Annotated in this window: 16 protein-coding genes; 2 read left to right on the plus strand and 14 right to left on the minus strand. The window is 71.4% G+C overall.

All coding sequences use genetic code 11. The annotated features are described in order from the left end of the window. Window positions 1-87: 87 nt before the first annotated feature. The 3 genes from J2S66_RS20040 to J2S66_RS20050 form a co-directional block, all read right to left on the minus strand. On the minus strand, window positions 88-510 hold the full coding sequence (locus J2S66_RS20040; protein ID WP_306749400.1) for a roadblock/LC7 domain-containing protein: 423 nt from the start codon (window positions 508-510) through the stop codon (window positions 88-90). After that, window positions 507-3,503 carry a sensor histidine kinase gene (locus J2S66_RS20045; protein WP_310308704.1) on the minus strand — a complete coding sequence of 999 codons (2,997 nt, stop codon included), beginning with the start codon at window positions 3,501-3,503 and terminating at the stop codon, window positions 507-509. The genes J2S66_RS20040 and J2S66_RS20045 overlap by 4 nt, the downstream gene beginning before the upstream one ends. A gap of 387 nt (window positions 3,504-3,890) precedes the next feature. Further along, window positions 3,891-4,916 (minus strand): ABC transporter substrate-binding protein, encoded by a 1,026-nt coding sequence (locus J2S66_RS20050; protein WP_310308705.1) that lies wholly within the window; start codon window positions 4,914-4,916, stop codon window positions 3,891-3,893. A 184-nt stretch (window positions 4,917-5,100) separates the two neighbouring features. Between J2S66_RS20050 and J2S66_RS20055 the strand changes: the two genes are divergently transcribed. Next, window positions 5,101-6,306 (plus strand): 4-hydroxybenzoate 3-monooxygenase, encoded by a 1,206-nt coding sequence (locus J2S66_RS20055; protein ID WP_310308706.1) that lies wholly within the window; start codon window positions 5,101-5,103, stop codon window positions 6,304-6,306. Window positions 6,307-6,853: 547 nt separating this feature from the next. Here J2S66_RS20055 and J2S66_RS20060 read toward each other — a convergent pair. The 10 genes from J2S66_RS20060 to xerD all read right to left on the minus strand — a co-directional run bounded on the left by J2S66_RS20060 (window position 6,854) and on the right by xerD (window position 14,647). Next, entirely contained in the window at window positions 6,854-7,732 is an 879-nt protein-coding gene (locus J2S66_RS20060) for an ABC transporter ATP-binding protein (RefSeq protein WP_310308707.1), read from the minus strand. Then, on the minus strand, window positions 7,729-8,532 hold the full coding sequence (locus J2S66_RS20065) for an ABC transporter permease (protein WP_310308708.1): 804 nt from the start codon (window positions 8,530-8,532) through the stop codon (window positions 7,729-7,731). Before J2S66_RS20065 ends, J2S66_RS20060 begins: the two co-directional genes overlap by 4 nt. Continuing rightward, window positions 8,529-9,302 (minus strand): ABC transporter permease, encoded by a 774-nt coding sequence (locus J2S66_RS20070; RefSeq protein ID WP_310314926.1) that lies wholly within the window; start codon window positions 9,300-9,302, stop codon window positions 8,529-8,531. Before J2S66_RS20070 ends, J2S66_RS20065 begins: the two co-directional genes overlap by 4 nt. A gap of 335 nt (window positions 9,303-9,637) precedes the next feature. Next, entirely contained in the window at window positions 9,638-10,396 is a 759-nt protein-coding gene (locus J2S66_RS20075) for a pseudouridine synthase (RefSeq protein WP_310308710.1), read from the minus strand. Beyond that, entirely contained in the window at window positions 10,389-11,015 is a 627-nt protein-coding gene (gene scpB / locus J2S66_RS20080) for an SMC-Scp complex subunit ScpB (protein WP_374726100.1), read from the minus strand. Before scpB ends, J2S66_RS20075 begins: the two co-directional genes overlap by 8 nt. Continuing rightward, a complete protein-coding gene (locus J2S66_RS20085) occupies window positions 11,012-11,839 on the minus strand; it encodes a segregation and condensation protein A (RefSeq protein WP_310308711.1) in 828 nt (275 codons plus the stop codon). The genes scpB and J2S66_RS20085 overlap by 4 nt, the downstream gene beginning before the upstream one ends. Beyond that, window positions 11,836-12,153: a hypothetical protein gene (locus J2S66_RS20090; protein ID WP_310308712.1), complete on the minus strand. Its 318-nt coding sequence runs from the start codon at window positions 12,151-12,153 to the stop codon at window positions 11,836-11,838. The genes J2S66_RS20085 and J2S66_RS20090 overlap by 4 nt, the downstream gene beginning before the upstream one ends. Beyond that, entirely contained in the window at window positions 12,150-12,974 is an 825-nt protein-coding gene (locus J2S66_RS20095; RefSeq protein ID WP_310314934.1) for a ParA family protein, read from the minus strand. Before J2S66_RS20095 ends, J2S66_RS20090 begins: the two co-directional genes overlap by 4 nt. 309 nt (window positions 12,975-13,283) lie before the next feature. Beyond that, the gene (locus J2S66_RS20100; protein ID WP_310308713.1) at window positions 13,284-13,604 is read right to left on the minus strand and encodes an ArsR/SmtB family transcription factor; all 321 of its coding nucleotides are present in this window, start codon (window positions 13,602-13,604) and stop codon (window positions 13,284-13,286) included. A 74-nt stretch (window positions 13,605-13,678) separates the two neighbouring features. Further along, window positions 13,679-14,647: a site-specific tyrosine recombinase XerD gene (xerD, locus tag J2S66_RS20105; RefSeq protein ID WP_310308714.1), complete on the minus strand. Its 969-nt coding sequence runs from the start codon at window positions 14,645-14,647 to the stop codon at window positions 13,679-13,681. 95 nt (window positions 14,648-14,742) lie between these two features. Here xerD and J2S66_RS20110 point away from each other — a divergent pair, with 95 nt between their 5' ends. Continuing rightward, window positions 14,743-15,339, plus strand: coding sequence for a DUF1707 domain-containing protein (locus J2S66_RS20110; protein WP_310308715.1), 597 nt, complete (start codon window positions 14,743-14,745; stop codon window positions 15,337-15,339). On the opposite strand, the gene J2S66_RS20115 is transcribed toward J2S66_RS20110, so the two are convergent. Next, window positions 15,336-15,770, minus strand: coding sequence for a DUF2752 domain-containing protein (locus tag J2S66_RS20115; protein ID WP_310308717.1), 435 nt, complete (start codon window positions 15,768-15,770; stop codon window positions 15,336-15,338). The genes J2S66_RS20110 and J2S66_RS20115 overlap by 4 nt on opposite strands. Window positions 15,771-15,855 lie beyond the last annotated feature (85 nt).

A 15,855-nucleotide genomic window follows, 5' to 3' on the forward strand; every position in this document is an offset into this window, starting at 1 on the left:
GACCTGCCGGACAACAGCCTCCCAGCCGCAAGCGCCACAACTAAGCAGCGACACGCTACTAGTAGTAGGAGGACCGCCGGGTGGGGCTCAGCTGCGCATCGCCACGTGGAGCCGCGACCGGATCTCCGGGGTCAGCTGGATGCCGACCCGCTCGACCAGTCGCGTCATGGCGTAGCCGATGAGGCCGATGTCGCAGTTCGGTGCGGCCAGCACGGCCAGGCAGGACCCGTCGCTGATGGACATGAGGAACAGGTAGCCCCGTTCCATCTCCACGACGGTCTGCTTGACGTCACCGGCCTCGAAGCACCGCGCGGCCCCGAGGTTCAGGCTGACCAGGCCCGACGAGACGGCCGCGAGCTGCTCGGCGCGGTCGACCGGGAGGCGCTCCGAGGACGCGAGCAACAGGCCGTCCGCCGAGACCACGATCGCGTGCGCCACGCCCGCGACCCGGCTGACGAAGTCGTCGACCAGCCAACTGAAGTTGTTCAGTTCTTCGGCTGCGGAGGTCACTTCTGCTCCTTGTTGTCTGCGTTGCCGAACGACAAGCCCTCCCAGGGCATCCCGGCTTCGTCACCGGACTCGCGGCCCAGCTGCACACCTCGCTGGTAGGTGGCGAAGCGCTGCCGCAACCGGTCCGCGGACCGGCGCGGGGGCGCGGTCGCGAGGCCGGCGGACGTGGAGCCGTTCGCCGACGGCTGGGCCGACGGCGACGATCCCCGGGGGGAGGGCGCGGTGAGCGATCCGGGCACCAGGCGCGCCTTGGGGACGCGCTTGGGCAGACCCGCGGTGGTGGTGTCGTCCACGGGAGCCTTGAGCGTGTCGGTGGCCGTGGACCACCCGTCGTCCGCCGCGCCCCACCCGGCCGCCGTCCCCGACGTGGGGATCGCCGACGGCGCGGGCTCGCGCTTGGGCAGACCCGCGGGCGTGGAGCCCTTGGGCTCCGGCGGGACGGGCTTGGGGAGCGGTGACGGCGCGGGAGCGGCGTGGGCCGGGGCGTGCTCCGCCTCGGCCGGGTCCACGCGCTGGGCGTAGACCGTGCGCTCCGACGCGGACCCGTCCGAGTCCCCGACCAGGTCGACCCGATCGGCGAACATGGTCCTCTCCGCGGCGGTCTCGGGCGGCACGCTCCGGCCGCCGTTGAGGTCGCCCTGCACGTGCACGGGCGCGTCGGCGGCCTCGCCGCCCTGGAACCAGCGGGACAGCACGTCCTCGTAGATGGGCAGGCGCTGGGTCGAGGCGTCGTCCTCCTCGATCGCCGGCGGGGGCGTGGGCTCGTACTCGGCCGCGCCCGGCGGGTAGGAGTAGTCCGGTGCCTCGTCGGCGGGCGGCGGGACCGTCTCGGTCACCGTGGCGGTGAACAGGTCGGTCGACGGGCTCCGCTCGACCTCGAAGTAGCCGTTGGGCTCGGCGGTGTGCGTCTGCACCACCGGGAACGGCGCGGGCGTCGCGTCCGGCGGGGCGTACGCGCCGGGTGTGGCGTCCGGCGTCCACTTGGGGACGCCGGCGAGCACGCCGACACCGCTGGTCTCCACGTCCGGGTTGGCCTGGCGCTGCGGCAGGGCCAGCGGCGCGGGCTTCGCGGCGATCGGCTCGGGTCCCCGGTGCAGCAGGCCGACCGGGAGGACGACCTGGGCCGTGACCCCACCCTCTATGTCGTCGTTGTTGCTCAGCGTGACCCTGATCTCGTGGCGCTTGGCCAGCTGGCCGACCACGTACAGGCCCATCTCGCGGGCCACCGACACGTCGACCTCGGGCGGGTCGGCGAGCTTGGTGTTCGCCTCGGCGATGTCCTGCTCCTGCATGCCGACACCGCGGTCGTGGATGCGGATGGACACCTCGCCGCGCCGGGTCTCGATCGCCCGCACCGTGACCTTGGTGGTGGGCTTGGAGAACGCGGTCGCGTTGTCGAGCAGCTCGGCGATGAGGTGCGCGAGGTCGTTGACCACGCGGCCCTGCACGCGCATCTCGGGCGCGGGCGCGATCTGGATGCGGGCGTACTTCTCGACCTCGGACACCGCGGCGCCGAGCACCTCGGAGATCGGCACGGGCCGGGTGACGCGGCGGTTGACCGTGGTGCCGGAGAGCACCAGCAGGTTCTCGCTGTTGCGGCGCATCTGGGTCGCCAGGTGGTCCAGCTCGAACAGGCTGGCCAGCTGGTCGGGGTCCTGCTCGTCCTGCTCCAGCCGGTCGATGACCGTGATCTGCCGCTCCACCAGTGCCTGCGAGCGCCGCGACAGGTTGATGAACATGTCGTTGACGTTCGCGCGGAGCGCCACCTGCTCGACGGCGAGGCGGACGGCCTCGCGCTGCACGGCGTCGAACGCGCGGGCCACCTGGCCGACCTCTTCGGTCGTGTTGATGGGCACCGGCACCAACGCCTCCTCCGCGGCGCGTTCCGGGTCGCGGTGCGTCCGGATGCGCTTGATCGCGTCGGGCAGGCGGTTGCGGGCCACGTCGAGCGCGGTGCGCCGCAGGACGCGCAGCGGCGTCAGCATCGAGCGGGCGACGAACGCCATGAGGGCGAACGCGATGATCAGGGCGACGGCGACCAGGGCCGCGTCGCGCCAGGCGTTGCCGCGGGCGGTCTCGGTCAGCTCGACCGCCGCCCGGTCGGCCTGGCCCTCGATGTCGCGGGTGACCGTCCGCAGCAGCGCCGCGGTCTCCTCGCCGACCCGCATGACCTCGGAGTCGTTGATCCCGACCTCGCCGGACTCGCCCTGCTGCACCTGGGCGAGCTGCACGAGCCGGTTGCGGCCGTCCACCGCCGGGCCGGACACGGTGTCCGACAGCAGCTGGCGGTTCTCCTGGCTCGCGACGTTCGCGAAGTCCGACAGCGCGGCGTCCAAACGGGACTGCGCGGCGCGCAACGCGTTCAGCTGGCCGGGCGCGAACTCGCCGCGCTGCGCGACCGACAGCAGGATGGAGTTCTGCTGCGACAGCTGCTCCTTCGCGCTGTACAGCGCGAAGTTGGCGCCCGCGAGCGGCGTCAGCGTCCCGTTGCTCAGGCTGCTCGACGTCGCCCGGTGCACCTGCGCGAGCGTGGCCAGCACCTGGTTGTACGCGGTGTGGACCGAGACGTCGGGGTACCTGCTGTTGGACACCGTGTTGCGCAGGGCGAGCAGGCCGTCGAGGGACTGCACCGCCTTCTGGAACGCGTCGCGCACCGATTCGTCGATGCCGCTCGTCGCCGCGGCGACGTCGCGGAAGCGACCGACCTCGCTGTCGACCTTGCTGGACCGCGTGACGTACTCCCCGGCGCCTTCGCCGCGACCGCCCGCCACGAACCACACCGCGGCGTCGCGCTCCAGCTGGAGCGCGTCGGAGACCGCGGCGGCCTGGGCGGACAGCTGGAGTTCCCGCTGGACCTTGCCGAACAGCTCGACGTCGTCGAGCTGCGTGTTCAGCCGCAGCCCCGCGAGGGTCAGCGTGCTCAGCGCGGGCACCAGGAGCACCACGGCCAGCTTGCTGCGCAGGCGCCAGTTCCTCAGACGCCACCGGGACACGCCCCGGTCGGCGGGAACCGCGCCTGTGCTGGGACCCGAGTCGGGCGGACCGCTCTCGGCGGTCCCCGTGTCGAGTTGAATCCGCTCCGGATCTCTCCCGGAGGCGTGGTCGTCGTGACCGCGCACCGTCAGCACACTCCCCAGCCCCCCAGCCAGTGATGAAACGAGACTTCCCTGCAAACCCGGGCGATCTTGGTGGAAAAAAGCCCGGAGTCATACCGCCGTTCGGACGAGGACCCGTGTAGTCGGTAAATCAACCATTGTCGCGCGGACCACAGCTGGACGCGCTAAACGATCGCTAACCGGGTTCACGGGTATTTCACGCCTCGGACCCGAACGGGAAACGCCCGAGGGGGGAGCCCGACGGGCGGGCTCCCCCTCCGGGGGTCAGCCCTCGGAGCTGACCAGCATCGGCTTCACGTCGAAGTCGTTCTCGAGCAGCCCGTAGGTTCGCATCAGGTTCGAGACCCGCTGCAACCGGGTGGCGTCGAGCGTCGTCGGGTACTCGCCGAAGTGGACCAGACCAGCGGTTTCCTTGTCCACCTTGGCGTACTCGACGAGCAGCGGCTCGACCGTGGGGCGGTCGGCGGCGTCGCGCTGCCCCTTGGCCATGGCGCGCTGGAACGCCTTCACCGTGTTGGGGTTCTGGTTGGCGAACTTGCCGGTCGTGCCGTAGCCCGCGATCGGGATGCCGTCCGTCGGGCCGGACGCCGCGTCGAGCACGGTGATCTGGCCGCTGACGCGCTGGGCCTTGCTGATGAAGGGCTCCACCATGAAGGCGGCGTCGACGGTGCCGTTCTGCACCGCGGCTTCCATGTCGGGGAACGCGAACTCCTTGAACGTCACCTTGGACACGTCCACGTTGTTGGCTTCCAACGTGGCCTTCGCGGTCAGCTCGGCGATGTTCTTGAAGGTGTTGATCGCGATCGTCTTGCCCTCGAGGTCCTTGGGGGACTTCACGGCCGAGTCCGACTTGGACAGGATCAGGAACATCTCGGGCTTGGCCTGGTAGCCGTCGCTGACCAGCTTCAGGCCGTCGACGCCCTTCGCGGCGCCCTTGGACTCGGCGAGGAAGAACGAGACCCAGTTGCCGAACGTGATGTCGAGCGAACCGTCGATCAGGCCCGGGATGGCCGCGGCGCCACCCTGGATGGTCTTGACCTCGACCTCAAGACCCTCCTCCTTGAAGTAACCCTTCTTGATCGCGACGTGGACCGACGCGACGTCGAGGACGGGGATCAGGCCAAGGGTGATCTTGGCCTTCTCGACCTTGCCCGGAGCTGCGGCCTCGGCGGGCTTGTCCTCGCTGCCGCTGCCGCCGAGCGCGCCACAGGCGGACACGCTGGCGAACAGGGCGACGGCGGACAGCACGCCGAAGATCCTTCGAGCCGAGAGGCCGACTCTTCGAGTCATGGGGGGCATCTCCTGTTGGAGTGACGACTTTGCGGGGGCAGGATGCACGATCGACGGGGGCGTTGGTGAACCACTCAAAGTGATCCGAGCGGCTCGACAACACCCGGTCGACCGACACTCGAAGGCTGATCCACTACCTTCGGTGAGCATCTTTGCACAGGCTGTCCAGAGGTTGGGGTATGCGGTGAGTGATCTTGACACCGAATGGGCCGTACAGAGCAACCGGCGTGCGGTGGGCATCGTCGGCGCGGGCCCGGCGGGATTGACCTTGGGTAACCTCCTGCACGAAGCGGGAATTCCCTGCGTTGTGCTGGAAAAAGGCACCCGGGAGTACATCGAGGCGAGGCCCCGCGCGGGGGTCCTGGAGCACCGCGCGGTGCAGATGTTGACCGAGCACGGGCTCGCCGACAGATTGCTCCGAGAGGCGGATCGGCACGGGGCGTGCGAATTCCGCGTGAACGGGCATGCGCACGAGGTGGACTACTCCACGCTGTACGACGGCCAGACGCACTACATCTACCCGCAGCAGGAGGTCGTCCGGGACCTCGTTCGGCACTACGCGGACGAGCGCGGCGGTGAGGTCCGGTGGTCGGTCAGGAACGTCGAACTGCACGACGTCACCGGACCGGAACCGGCTCTGACCTGGACGAACGCGGACGGCACGGAGGAGCGGCTGGAGTGCTCGTTCATCGCCGGCGCGGACGGGTTCCACGGCGTGAGCCGGCGGAGCATCCCGGCCGGGGCGCTCCAGGAGTTCACCCACCAGCACGGGATCGAGTGGCTGAGCATCCTGGCCGAGGCCCCGCCATCCACCCACAAGGTGATTTACGCACTTCACCCGGATGGATTCGCGGGTCACATGCTCCGCAGTTCTACGGTTTCGCGCTACTACCTGCAGGTCCCGGTGGACGACAGCGTGGACAACTGGCCGGACGAGCGGGTGTGGGCGGAGCTGCACAAGCGGTTGGCGCTCAAGGACTCCGACTGGAAGCTGGTCGAGGGCCCCATCATCGAGAAGCGCATCCTCGACATGCGCAGCCACGTGGTCGAACCGATGAACCACGGGAACCTGTACCTGCTGGGGGACGCCGCGCACATCATCACCCCGGTGGGCGCCAAGGGCATGAACCTCGCGCTGCACGACGCGGAGGTGCTCGCGGATGCCATCGCCGCCTACCACCGAACGGGCGATGACACCGGCCTCCGAACGTACTCCGAGGTGTGCTTGCGCAGGGTCTGGCGTGCGCAGGAGTTCTCCCAGTGGATGGTCTTCATGATCCACCGTTCGCCGGAGCCCTTCCTGAGCCGTTTGGGGCAGGCCCGGCTGGAGCACCTGATCGGCTCCCGGTCCTCCGCGGGCTATTTCGCACAAAACTACGTGGGACCTTGAGGAGGACGACCGTCGATTAACGGCACCGCCGCCGCGTGACGCGGCCCGGGCCGTCCAGGATGCCGTCGTCCGTTTTCGCGGAAACCGGGCGCATTCAGCCCGGCCGACGAGCGGGGTGACGGCGGAAGCACCACCGGTTCGATTCCGGAATGCGTCGGGAACACCACCGCGCAGCCGGACCGGACACCCCGGCGCCATTGCCCGCCGGACCCCTCCGTCGCCGTTTCCGACATTGCGCGGCGACGACCGCTCCGCGCCTCCCCGGCGCGGGCGTGTGCCCCGGGTCGTCATGGACGAAACAGTGGGTGGAGACCCACACACAAACCACGCTGCGTGATCCCCGGGCCGATCGGCCGCCTCGCGGAAAGATGTCGAATCGTTGCGAACGACCGTCGTCGAAATACGTCGGGCGCATCGGTCGGAAATGATCCCCGGACGGCGCGGGAAAGCCGGGCACGACAACGGGCGACCCCCGGCGCGGCCCCTGAGAGGCCCGGTGCGCCGCGGATCGCCCGCCGCTGGTGTCCCTACCCTATGCGAAGGTTTTTCACGTCGTAGCGCGTTCCTCGGCCTCGGCGCGCGAGGTCTCGGCGCGCTCCGCCTCGGCCCACCGCGCGGCCTCGTCGTCGGCCGTGCGACGCGAGCGGATCACCCGCGAGGTCTTGCCGACGTTGAGCAGGCGCGCCACCTCGGCCCGCAGCGCGACGAACTCGTCGGACTCGCGGGTCGTGATCTGGTCCCGCTGCGCGGGCAGGTCCACCTTGAGGTCGGCCACCACCGACGCGGGCGAGGTCGACAGCACCAGGATGCGGTCGCCCAGGTAGACGCTCTCGTCGATGTCGTGCGTCACCACCAGGACCGTGGTGTCGTGCTCGGTGCGGACCTTGAGCAGCAGGTCCTCCAGCTCGAACCGGGTCTGCGCGTCCACCGAGGCGAACGGCTCGTCCATCAGCAGCAGGGCCGGGCGGTAGGCGAGCGCGCGGGCAATGGCCACGCGCTGCTGCATGCCGCCGGAGAGCTGCCACGGGTACTTGCGCTGCGCGCCGGCCAGGCCGACCCACTCCAGGGCCTCGGCCGCGCGGGCCTTCCGCTCGGACCGGCCGAGGCTGCGGCGCAGGGGGAACTCGACGTTCTTCTGCACCGTCAGCCACGGGAACAGCGAGCGGCTGTAGTCCTGGAACACCACGGCGAGGTCGTCGGGCACGCCCTTGACCTGGTTGCCGTGCAGGCTGATGTCGCCCTTGGTGGGTCGGATCAGGCCCGAGATGGTGCGCAGCAGCGTGGACTTGCCGCAGCCGGACGGGCCGACGACGCAGACCAGCTCGCCTGCGCCGACGGTGAACGTGAGGCCGGCGATCGCGGTGTGCGCGCCGTCCTTGGCCTGGTAAGTGTGGCCGAGGTCGGCCACTTCGAGCATCGCGGTCATACTTTTTCCTCCACCGTCGCGGGGGTGCGCTCCTGCTTCGGTTGCCACGCAAGGGCTTTGCGCTCGAACGCGAGGAGCACGGTGTTGAGGGCGTAGCCGAGGACACCCAGGAGGATGATCCCGGCCCACATGTCGGGGAAGTCGAACTCCCGCTGTGCGACGAGGAGTTGCGACCCGATCCCGTTGTCGGTGCCGACGAGTTCGGACACGACCATGAGCACCAAGGACAGCGACAGGGAAACCCGCAGCCCGGCGAAGATCTTCGGCGCCGCGGAGGGCAGGACGACGCCGAGGACCCACTGGGGCTTGGGGATGCGGAACACCGCCGAGGTTTCGTACTTCGTCGCGTCGACGGAGCGGGCGCCGTCGACGCTGTTGAGCAGGATCGGCCACAGCACGCCGAAGACGATCGTGACGAGCTGCATCTGGGTGCCGACGTTGAACAGCAGCAGGAACACCGGCACCAGGGCGGGCGGGGGGATGGAGCGCATGAAGGTCAGCAGGGGACCCGCGTACTGCATGCCCTTGGGCGAGCGCCCCAGGGCGACGCCGAGCGAGATGCCGATGACGGCGGCCATCGCCCAGCCGGCGAGCAGCCGGCCGACGCTCGGGAACACGTGCTCGAACACCGTGTCGGTGAGGAACAGCGTGTTCAACGGCCCGGTGAACCACAGCTCCCGCGCCGATTCCGCGATCACCGTCGGCCGCGGGAAGAACGGGTCGTCCGCGTACCAGGTGACGAGCTCCCAGACCACGACGAGGCCCACGAACACGCCCCAGCGCTGCACGAACCGGTTCACGACCGACCACCTCCCGGGGTGACCGCGCTCCAGGCGACCCAGCGGCGCTGCGCGCGCTCCAGCCCCTCGTTGAGGAGGTAGCCGAGGATGCCCGCGACCGCGGTCCCGGCGAGGACCAGGTCCATCCGACCGGCGCCGCTGCGCGCTTCCATGATGAACTGCCCGAGCCCGCCCGAGCCGCCCGCGAGCAGCTCCACGCTCACCAGCACCACCAGGCAGGTGGTGGCGGCGAGCCGGATGCCCGTGAAGACGAACGGGAGGGCGCTGGGCAGCGCCACGGAGAACAGCACCCGGACCCGGCCGGAGCCGAACACCCGGGCCGTCTCCACGAGCAGGGGGTCCAGCTCGTCCAACGCGTAGATCGTGTTGAACAGGATGGGCCAGATCGCCGCGTACACCGCGAGGCTGATCTTGGTCTCCGGCCCGATGCCCAGCAGCACGATCGCCAGCGGGATCAGGGCAACCGAGGGGATCGGCCGCAGGAACTCCACCACCGCGCGGGTGGCGTGGCGGACCGACGGCGCGGAGCCCAGCACCAGACCGAGCGGGACGGCGATCCCGATCGACAACGCCACGGCGATGAGGAGTGCGAGGACCGTCGCGAGGACGTCCCGCAGGAAAGCCTCGTCGCCCAACAACTTCACGAGTTCCACCGCTACTACGGACGGCGGCGGAAAGTACTCCGAGGGAACCAGTCGGGACCGGCCGAACAGCTCCCATACGAGGAGGAACCCGGCCACACCGAGCAGTCCTCGGGTGAGCGCACGCACGCGCAACGCCTCTTCCCAGTTGATCAACCCCAGCCAACCCGGCTCAATCTAGAGAGTGAATCGGTTCGCCACAATGAGTGGCGGGAAAACTTCATGATGTGATCTTGCGATTCGCATCGGCGCCGCCGCGCGACGAGCGGCGCGCGCGGTCCTCGACGTGCTCCCGCCACCGCGTCCGGGTGATCCGCGGGGGACGCCGGGGGGACGAGCCGCACCCCGGACACCGGTCCCCCGCCGTCCTGCTCCGACCGGCCGGGCGCCACGTCCCGCGCCCGGGCCGACAGTCCTCTTGGGACACCGGCGGCCGGTGTCCCGCCACGACGGGCGGTCGGCCCCTACAGGCCGACGGCCTTGTACAGCGACCCGACCTCCTGCCGGTTCAGCACCCGCATGGACCCGGGCCGCTGGTTCCCCAACCGGACCTCGCCCACGGCCGTGCGCACCAGGTGCTCCACGGGGTGACCGACGTGCTCCAGCAACCGGCGCACGATGTGCTTGCGCCCCTCGTGCAGGACCACTTCCACCAGCGCCTTGCCGGGCATGGCCGAGATCAGCTTGAACGAGTCGACCTTGATCGGCCCGTCCTCCAGCTCGATCCCGGCGCGCAGGGTGCGCCCGAGGTCCCTCGGGATCGGCCCGGGCACCTCGGCCAGGTAGGTCTTCGACACGCCGTAGGACGGGTGCATGAGCCGGTGCGCCAGGTCGCCGTCGTTGGTCAGCAGCAGCAGACCCTCGGTGTCCGCGTCCAGCCGGCCGACGTGGAACAGGCGCTCCTTGCGGTTGGCCAGGTAGTCGCCGACGCACGGCCGGTGCGCGTCGTCGTGCATGGTCGACAGCACGCCGCGCGGCTTGTTCAGCACGAGCGTGGTCACGTCTTCCTTGAGCACGACGCGCACGCCGTCCACGTGCACGACCGCCGTCTCCGGGTCGATCCGGCGGCCCTGCTCGCGCACGACCTCGCCGTCGACCTGGACGCGGCCGAGGTCGATCAGCTCCTCGGCGACCCGCCGCGAGGCGATACCCGCCTTGGCGAGCACCTTCTGGAGCCGGATCCCGTCGGGATGAGCCGGGGAGCCGGAGGCTTGGTCAGACATCGTCGATCGCATCCACTTCGGGCAGCAGGGGAGCGATCGGCGGCAGGTCGCCCAGTGACGACAGGCCCAACCGCTCCAGGAACAGTTCGGTCGTGCGGTAAAGGATGCCACCCGTGTCGGAGTCCGTGCCCGTCTCGGCGATCAGGCCGCGCGCGACGAGCGTGCGGATGACGCCGTCGACGTTCACCCCGCGCACCGCCGCGATCCGGGCCCTGGTCACGGGCTGTCGGTAGGCGATGACCGCGAGGGTCTCCAGCGCGGCCCGCGTGAGCTTGGCGCGCTGCCCGTCGAGCAGCAGCTTCTCCACGAATGGCGCGAAGCGGTCCCGTGTGTAGAACCGCCAGCCGTCACCGATTCTACGCAGGTCGATGCCGCTGCCCCGTTCGGTGTAGCGGGCGGCCATCGCGCGCAGCGCCGCCGTGACCCGCTTCACGGGCTGCTCGAACACGCCGGCGAGCTGCTCCTCGGAGATCGGGCTGTCCACCACGAGCAGCACGGACTCCAGCGCGCCCTCGAACTCGACGTCGTCCGCCAGGTCCGGCAGCCCGCCGACCTCGGCGTCCTCGGGCACGTCGGGCTCCGGTGACGGCGGCGTCCCGGCCTGGTCGGTCCCGCTCACCCGTACTCCTCCTCGTCGTCGCCGCCGGCCGCCCGGACCTGCTCGTCGCTCCCCACCCACGTGATGCGCAGCTCACCCAGCGGGTCGGGCTGCTCGAACGCCAGCGCCCTCTCCCGGTACAGCTCCAGCAGCGCCAGGAACCGGGCCACGACCTCCATGGTCCCGGTGCACCCGGCGATCAGCTCGGCGAACGTCGTCGTGCCCAGCTCGGCGAGCCGCTCGCGCAGCAGGTCGGCGTGCTCGCGGACCGACACCCGGTGCTGGTGCACGTGCGCCGTGGACACCGTGGGCGGCGGCTTGGGGCGGAACGCCACGGCGGCGATCTCGGAGAACCGCCGCGCGTCGACGCCCAGCATCACCTCGGGCAGCAGCCCCTCGTACCGCTGCTCCAGCGCCACCGACCTGGGGTAGCGCCGGTAGGCGCCCTGCTCCAGCTCCGCGAACAGGGCCGCCACCTGCTTGTACGCCCGGTACTGGAGCAGCCGGGCGAACAGCAGGTCGCGGGCCTCCAGCAGGGCCAGGTCGTCCTCGTCCTCCACGTCGCCGGCGGGCAGCAGGCGGGCGGCCTTGAGGTCGAGCAGGGTGGCCGCGATGACCAGGAACTCGGTGGTCTCGTCCAGGTCCCACTGGTCGCCCAGGGCCCGGATGTGGGTGATGAAGTCGTCGGTGACCTGGTGCAGGGCCACCTCGGTCACGTCCAGCGTGTGCTGCGAGATCAGCTGGAGCAGCAGGTCGAAGGGGCCCTCGAAGTTGGTCAGCTTGACCTTGAAGCGGCCGTCGTCAGGGGGCGTGACCTGCTCGGCGGGAGGCGCGTCCCCGCTCACCGCTCGCGCAACCTGCGCACGAGCAGCGAGTCCTCGCCGTGCCCTTCGAGGTCGTCCAGGACGATCGCGATGGCCTCGCGCACCACCCGGCCCCGGTCGACCGCCAACCCGTGCTCACCGCGCAGCTCCAACCGGGCGTGCTCCAGCGCCAGCAGCTCCTCGTCGGACACGTACACCGTGATCTTCGTGGAGTGCTTCTCCCGCCCGGTCCCGCGCCGCCGGCCGTCGCCGACCTCCTGGGAGGGCAGGTCGGGCGTGGACCCGGTGAGGCGGAACAGCTCGGACGCGCCCGGCAGCGATGGGCGTCGGGTCACCGGGCGATCACCTCGCGCGCCAGCGCGCGGTACGCCTTCGCCCCCGCCGAGCGCGGCGCCCAGCGGGTGATGGGCTCACCGGCGACGGTCGTCTCCGGGAACCGGACGGTGCGGTTGATCACCGTGTCGAACACGACCTCGCCGAACGCCTCGACCACGCGCGCCATCACCTCGCGGGAGTGCAGCGTGCGCGGGTCGTACATGGTGGCGAGGATGCCGGTGATCTCCAGCTTCGGGTTCAACCGCTCCCTGACCTTCTCGATGGTGTCTATCAGCAGCGCGACCCCGCGCAGGCTGAAGAACTCGCACTCCAGCGGGATGAGGACGCCGTCGGCCGCCGCGAGCGCGTTGACCGTGAGCAGGCCCAGCGACGGCTGGCAGTCGACCAGCACGTAGTCGTAGTGCTCCATCACCGGCCGCAGCGTGCGCACGAGCGTGTGCTCCCGGCCCACCTCGGACACCAGCTGGATCTCCGCGGCGGACAGGTCGATGTTGCTGGGCAGCAGGTCCATGCCCTCGACCGGGGTGCGCATGATCACGTCGCCCACGCCGACGTCGCGTTCCATTATCACGTTGTAGATCGTCTGGTCGAGCTGGTGCGGGTGCACCCCCAGGCCCACCGACAGCGCGCCCTGGGGGTCGAAGTCGACCAGCAGCACGCGGCGGCCGTACTCGGCGAGCGACGCGCCCAGGTTGATGGTGGACGTGGTCTTGCCGACCCCGCCCTTCTGGTTGCACACCGCGAGGATGCGCGCCGGGCCGTGCCGGGCGACCAGCGGCGGGTCGGGGATGAAGCGCAGCGGGCGGCCGGTCGGGCCCATGTCGCCCGCCACCTGCTCGGTGGCCTCCTCGTCGGGCGGCGCGGCGTGCGGGGCGAGACTCAACTCGACCGAGGCCCGTGGCACACCGGACCGTGGCGGTGGTGGCGGGGCTGGTGCCCCCCACGGTCCGCCCGCGTGCTCCGGTGTCGACATCTCGCCTTCTCGATCCCTAGTCCTCTGCCTGGGCGAAGCCTAGGCGCGTGGGGGGCCACCAGCAACGCGCCTCGCCGAAGGGCGAGCCGCGTTCTCCGCCGGTCCTCCACGCGGCCTCCGCGGCGACGCGACCGCCGCGCGACCCGCGCACGGCCCTCAGCGCAGCGCGCCGGTCCGGTCGACCGCGCGCAGCACCACGTCGAGGAGCCCGGGGAACAGCTGGTCCAGGTCGTCGCGGCGCAGCGACACCCACCGCTGGTTGCCGCACGCCCTGGTGCGGGTGATGCCCGCCTCCCGCAGCACCCGCAGGTGCTGGGACAGGGTGGACTTGGCGACGTCCACCATCAGGGCGCCGCAGAGGCGCTCACCGTCGGCTTCGATCTGCCGCACCACGGCCAGCCGGGTGGGGTCGCTCAACGCGTGCAGCACCGCCCCCAGCTCGATGTCGGCGGGCTCGGGCTCGTCCAAGTTCGGCACCTGGTCGGCACCTCCGGCTCGTCGGGACCTCTTCCTGGCATGCGCGGCGTGCGCCCACGGTACCCGCGGAGCGCTCATGTTCCGGCCGTACCGCCGCCGGCCGTACCGCCGCCGGCCGGGCCGCCACGGGGGACGCCGGTGGCGCGAGGATGGGCGGTCGCGTACACCTCGCGCAAGGTCGTGACCGTGACCAGCGTGTACACCTGCGTCGTCGTGACGGAGGCGTGCCCCAGCAGCTCCTGCACGACGCGCACGTCGGCGCCGCCCTCCAGCAGGTGGGTGGCGAACGAGTGCCGCAGGGTGTGCGGCGACACCTCGGCGGTGATGCCCGCCCGCTCGGCGGCCCTCTTGAGCACGGTCCACGCCGTCTGCCTGGACAACCGCCCGCCGCGGGCGTTGAGGAACACCGCCGGGCCGGCGCGCTTGGCCAGCACCGGCCGCGCCCGCACCAGGTACGCCTCCAGCGCGGCCAGCGCGGGCCGGCCCACCGGCACGATCCGCTGCTTGCCGCCCTTGCCGTCCAGCAGCACGGTGCGCTCGTCGGCGTCCACGTCGTCCACGTCCAGGCCGACGACCTCGGAGATCCGCGCGCCGGTGGAGTACAGCAGCTCCAGCAGCGCCCGGTCGCGCAGGTCGGCGGGCCGGTCGCCGGGGGTGTCGAGCAGGCGGAGCACGTCGTCCAGGGGCAGCGCCTTCGGCAACCGCTTCGGCGGTCGCGGCGGGCGCACCGCGCGGGCCGGGTCGTGCGCGGTGATGCCCTCCACGTGGGCGAACCGGTGCAGGCCGCGCACGGCGACCAGGGTGCGCGCGGCGGAGGACGCCGCCAACCCGGACTCGCGCAGCGAGGCCAGGAACTCCCCCACCGCGGCCTCGGTGACGTCGTCGAGGTCCGTCACGCCGCGCTCGGCCAGGTGCGCGGTGTAGCGGCGCAGGTCGCGGCGGTAGGAGTCGAGCGTGTTGCGGGCCGTGCCGCGTTCGACGGCCAGGTGGTCCAGGAAGGCGGTGACGGCCGCTCCCGCTCGTCCCGAGTTCTCCGGCTCCACGTCGGGCAGTCTGGCGCGTCCGGCCGCCGGGGGCGAACCGGGGCGGCCGGCGCGTTCCGACCGGGCCGGCGGCCACGGGCTGTTAGCGTTGACGCGTGTCGGAACCACACTCGGTGCGCATCGGCGACCAGCAGCGCGAGGAAGCGATCAGCGCGTTGAACGACCACTTCGCGGCCGGCCGCCTGGAGATCGGCGAGTACGAGCAGCGCGTCGGGTACGCGTCGGGCGCGCAGACGGCGCAGGAACTGGCGGCGCTGTTCCACGACCTGCCGCAGCCGCACCCGGTGTTCCTGCCCCCGTCCTACCCGCCGTCGTACTCCCCGCCGCCGACCGCCGGGTACCAGCAGCCGGGCTACCAGACCCCCGGCTACGGCACGTCGTACGCGCAGGGCCACCCCACCGCGGGGTACCCCGCAGCCGGCCACCCGGGTTACCCCGGCTACGGCCCTGACGCCCCCTACGGCGTGGACCCGCTGACCGGGCAGCCGCTGTCGGACAAGTCGCGCATCGCGGCGGGCGTGCTGCAACTGGCGCTGCCGTTCGGCATCGGGCGGTTCTACATGGGTGACACCGCGATCGGCGTGGCGCAGCTGCTGACGTGCGGCGGGTGCGGCATCTGGTCGCTGGTCGACGGGATCATCCTGCTGGTCAACGGCGGCACGGACGCCCAGGGGCGCAAGCTGCGCGACTAGGTCGCGACCAGGTTGCGCACCAGCGCCCACGCGACGGCGACGACCAGGACGGGCACGCCCACCCCGCGCGACAGCGGCGGCGTGGGCCGCCCGGCGCGGTGGGCCCGCAACCAGCGCGCCCACAGCCACGCCAGCAGCGGCAGCCCGGCGACGAGCATGACCGCGTTGAAGTGCCAGGCGGCGGCGAGGTCCCCGTGCAGCAGGGCGTGCACCATGCGCGTCGAACCGCAGGCGGGGCACTGGACACCGGTGATCGCGTACAGGGGGCAGGGCGGCAGCAACGCGCCGGGCTGGTTGGGGTCGACGACCAGCAGCACCCCGCACCCGGCCACCGCCGCCGCGACCACCGCCCACGGTCCGCGCACCCACGATCCGGGCACCCACGGTCCGCGCACCCACGATCCGGGCACCCACCGCGCTCGCACACCCACACCGACATTGTCCACCAGGGTCGCCGCCGGACCCGACGGGTCCGGCGGCGGGGACGCGCCCGGCCGCGAGGGCCGGGCGCGTCCC

The organism is Saccharothrix longispora (genome assembly GCF_031455225.1).
Classification (GTDB): domain Bacteria; phylum Actinomycetota; class Actinomycetes; order Mycobacteriales; family Pseudonocardiaceae; genus Actinosynnema; species Actinosynnema longispora.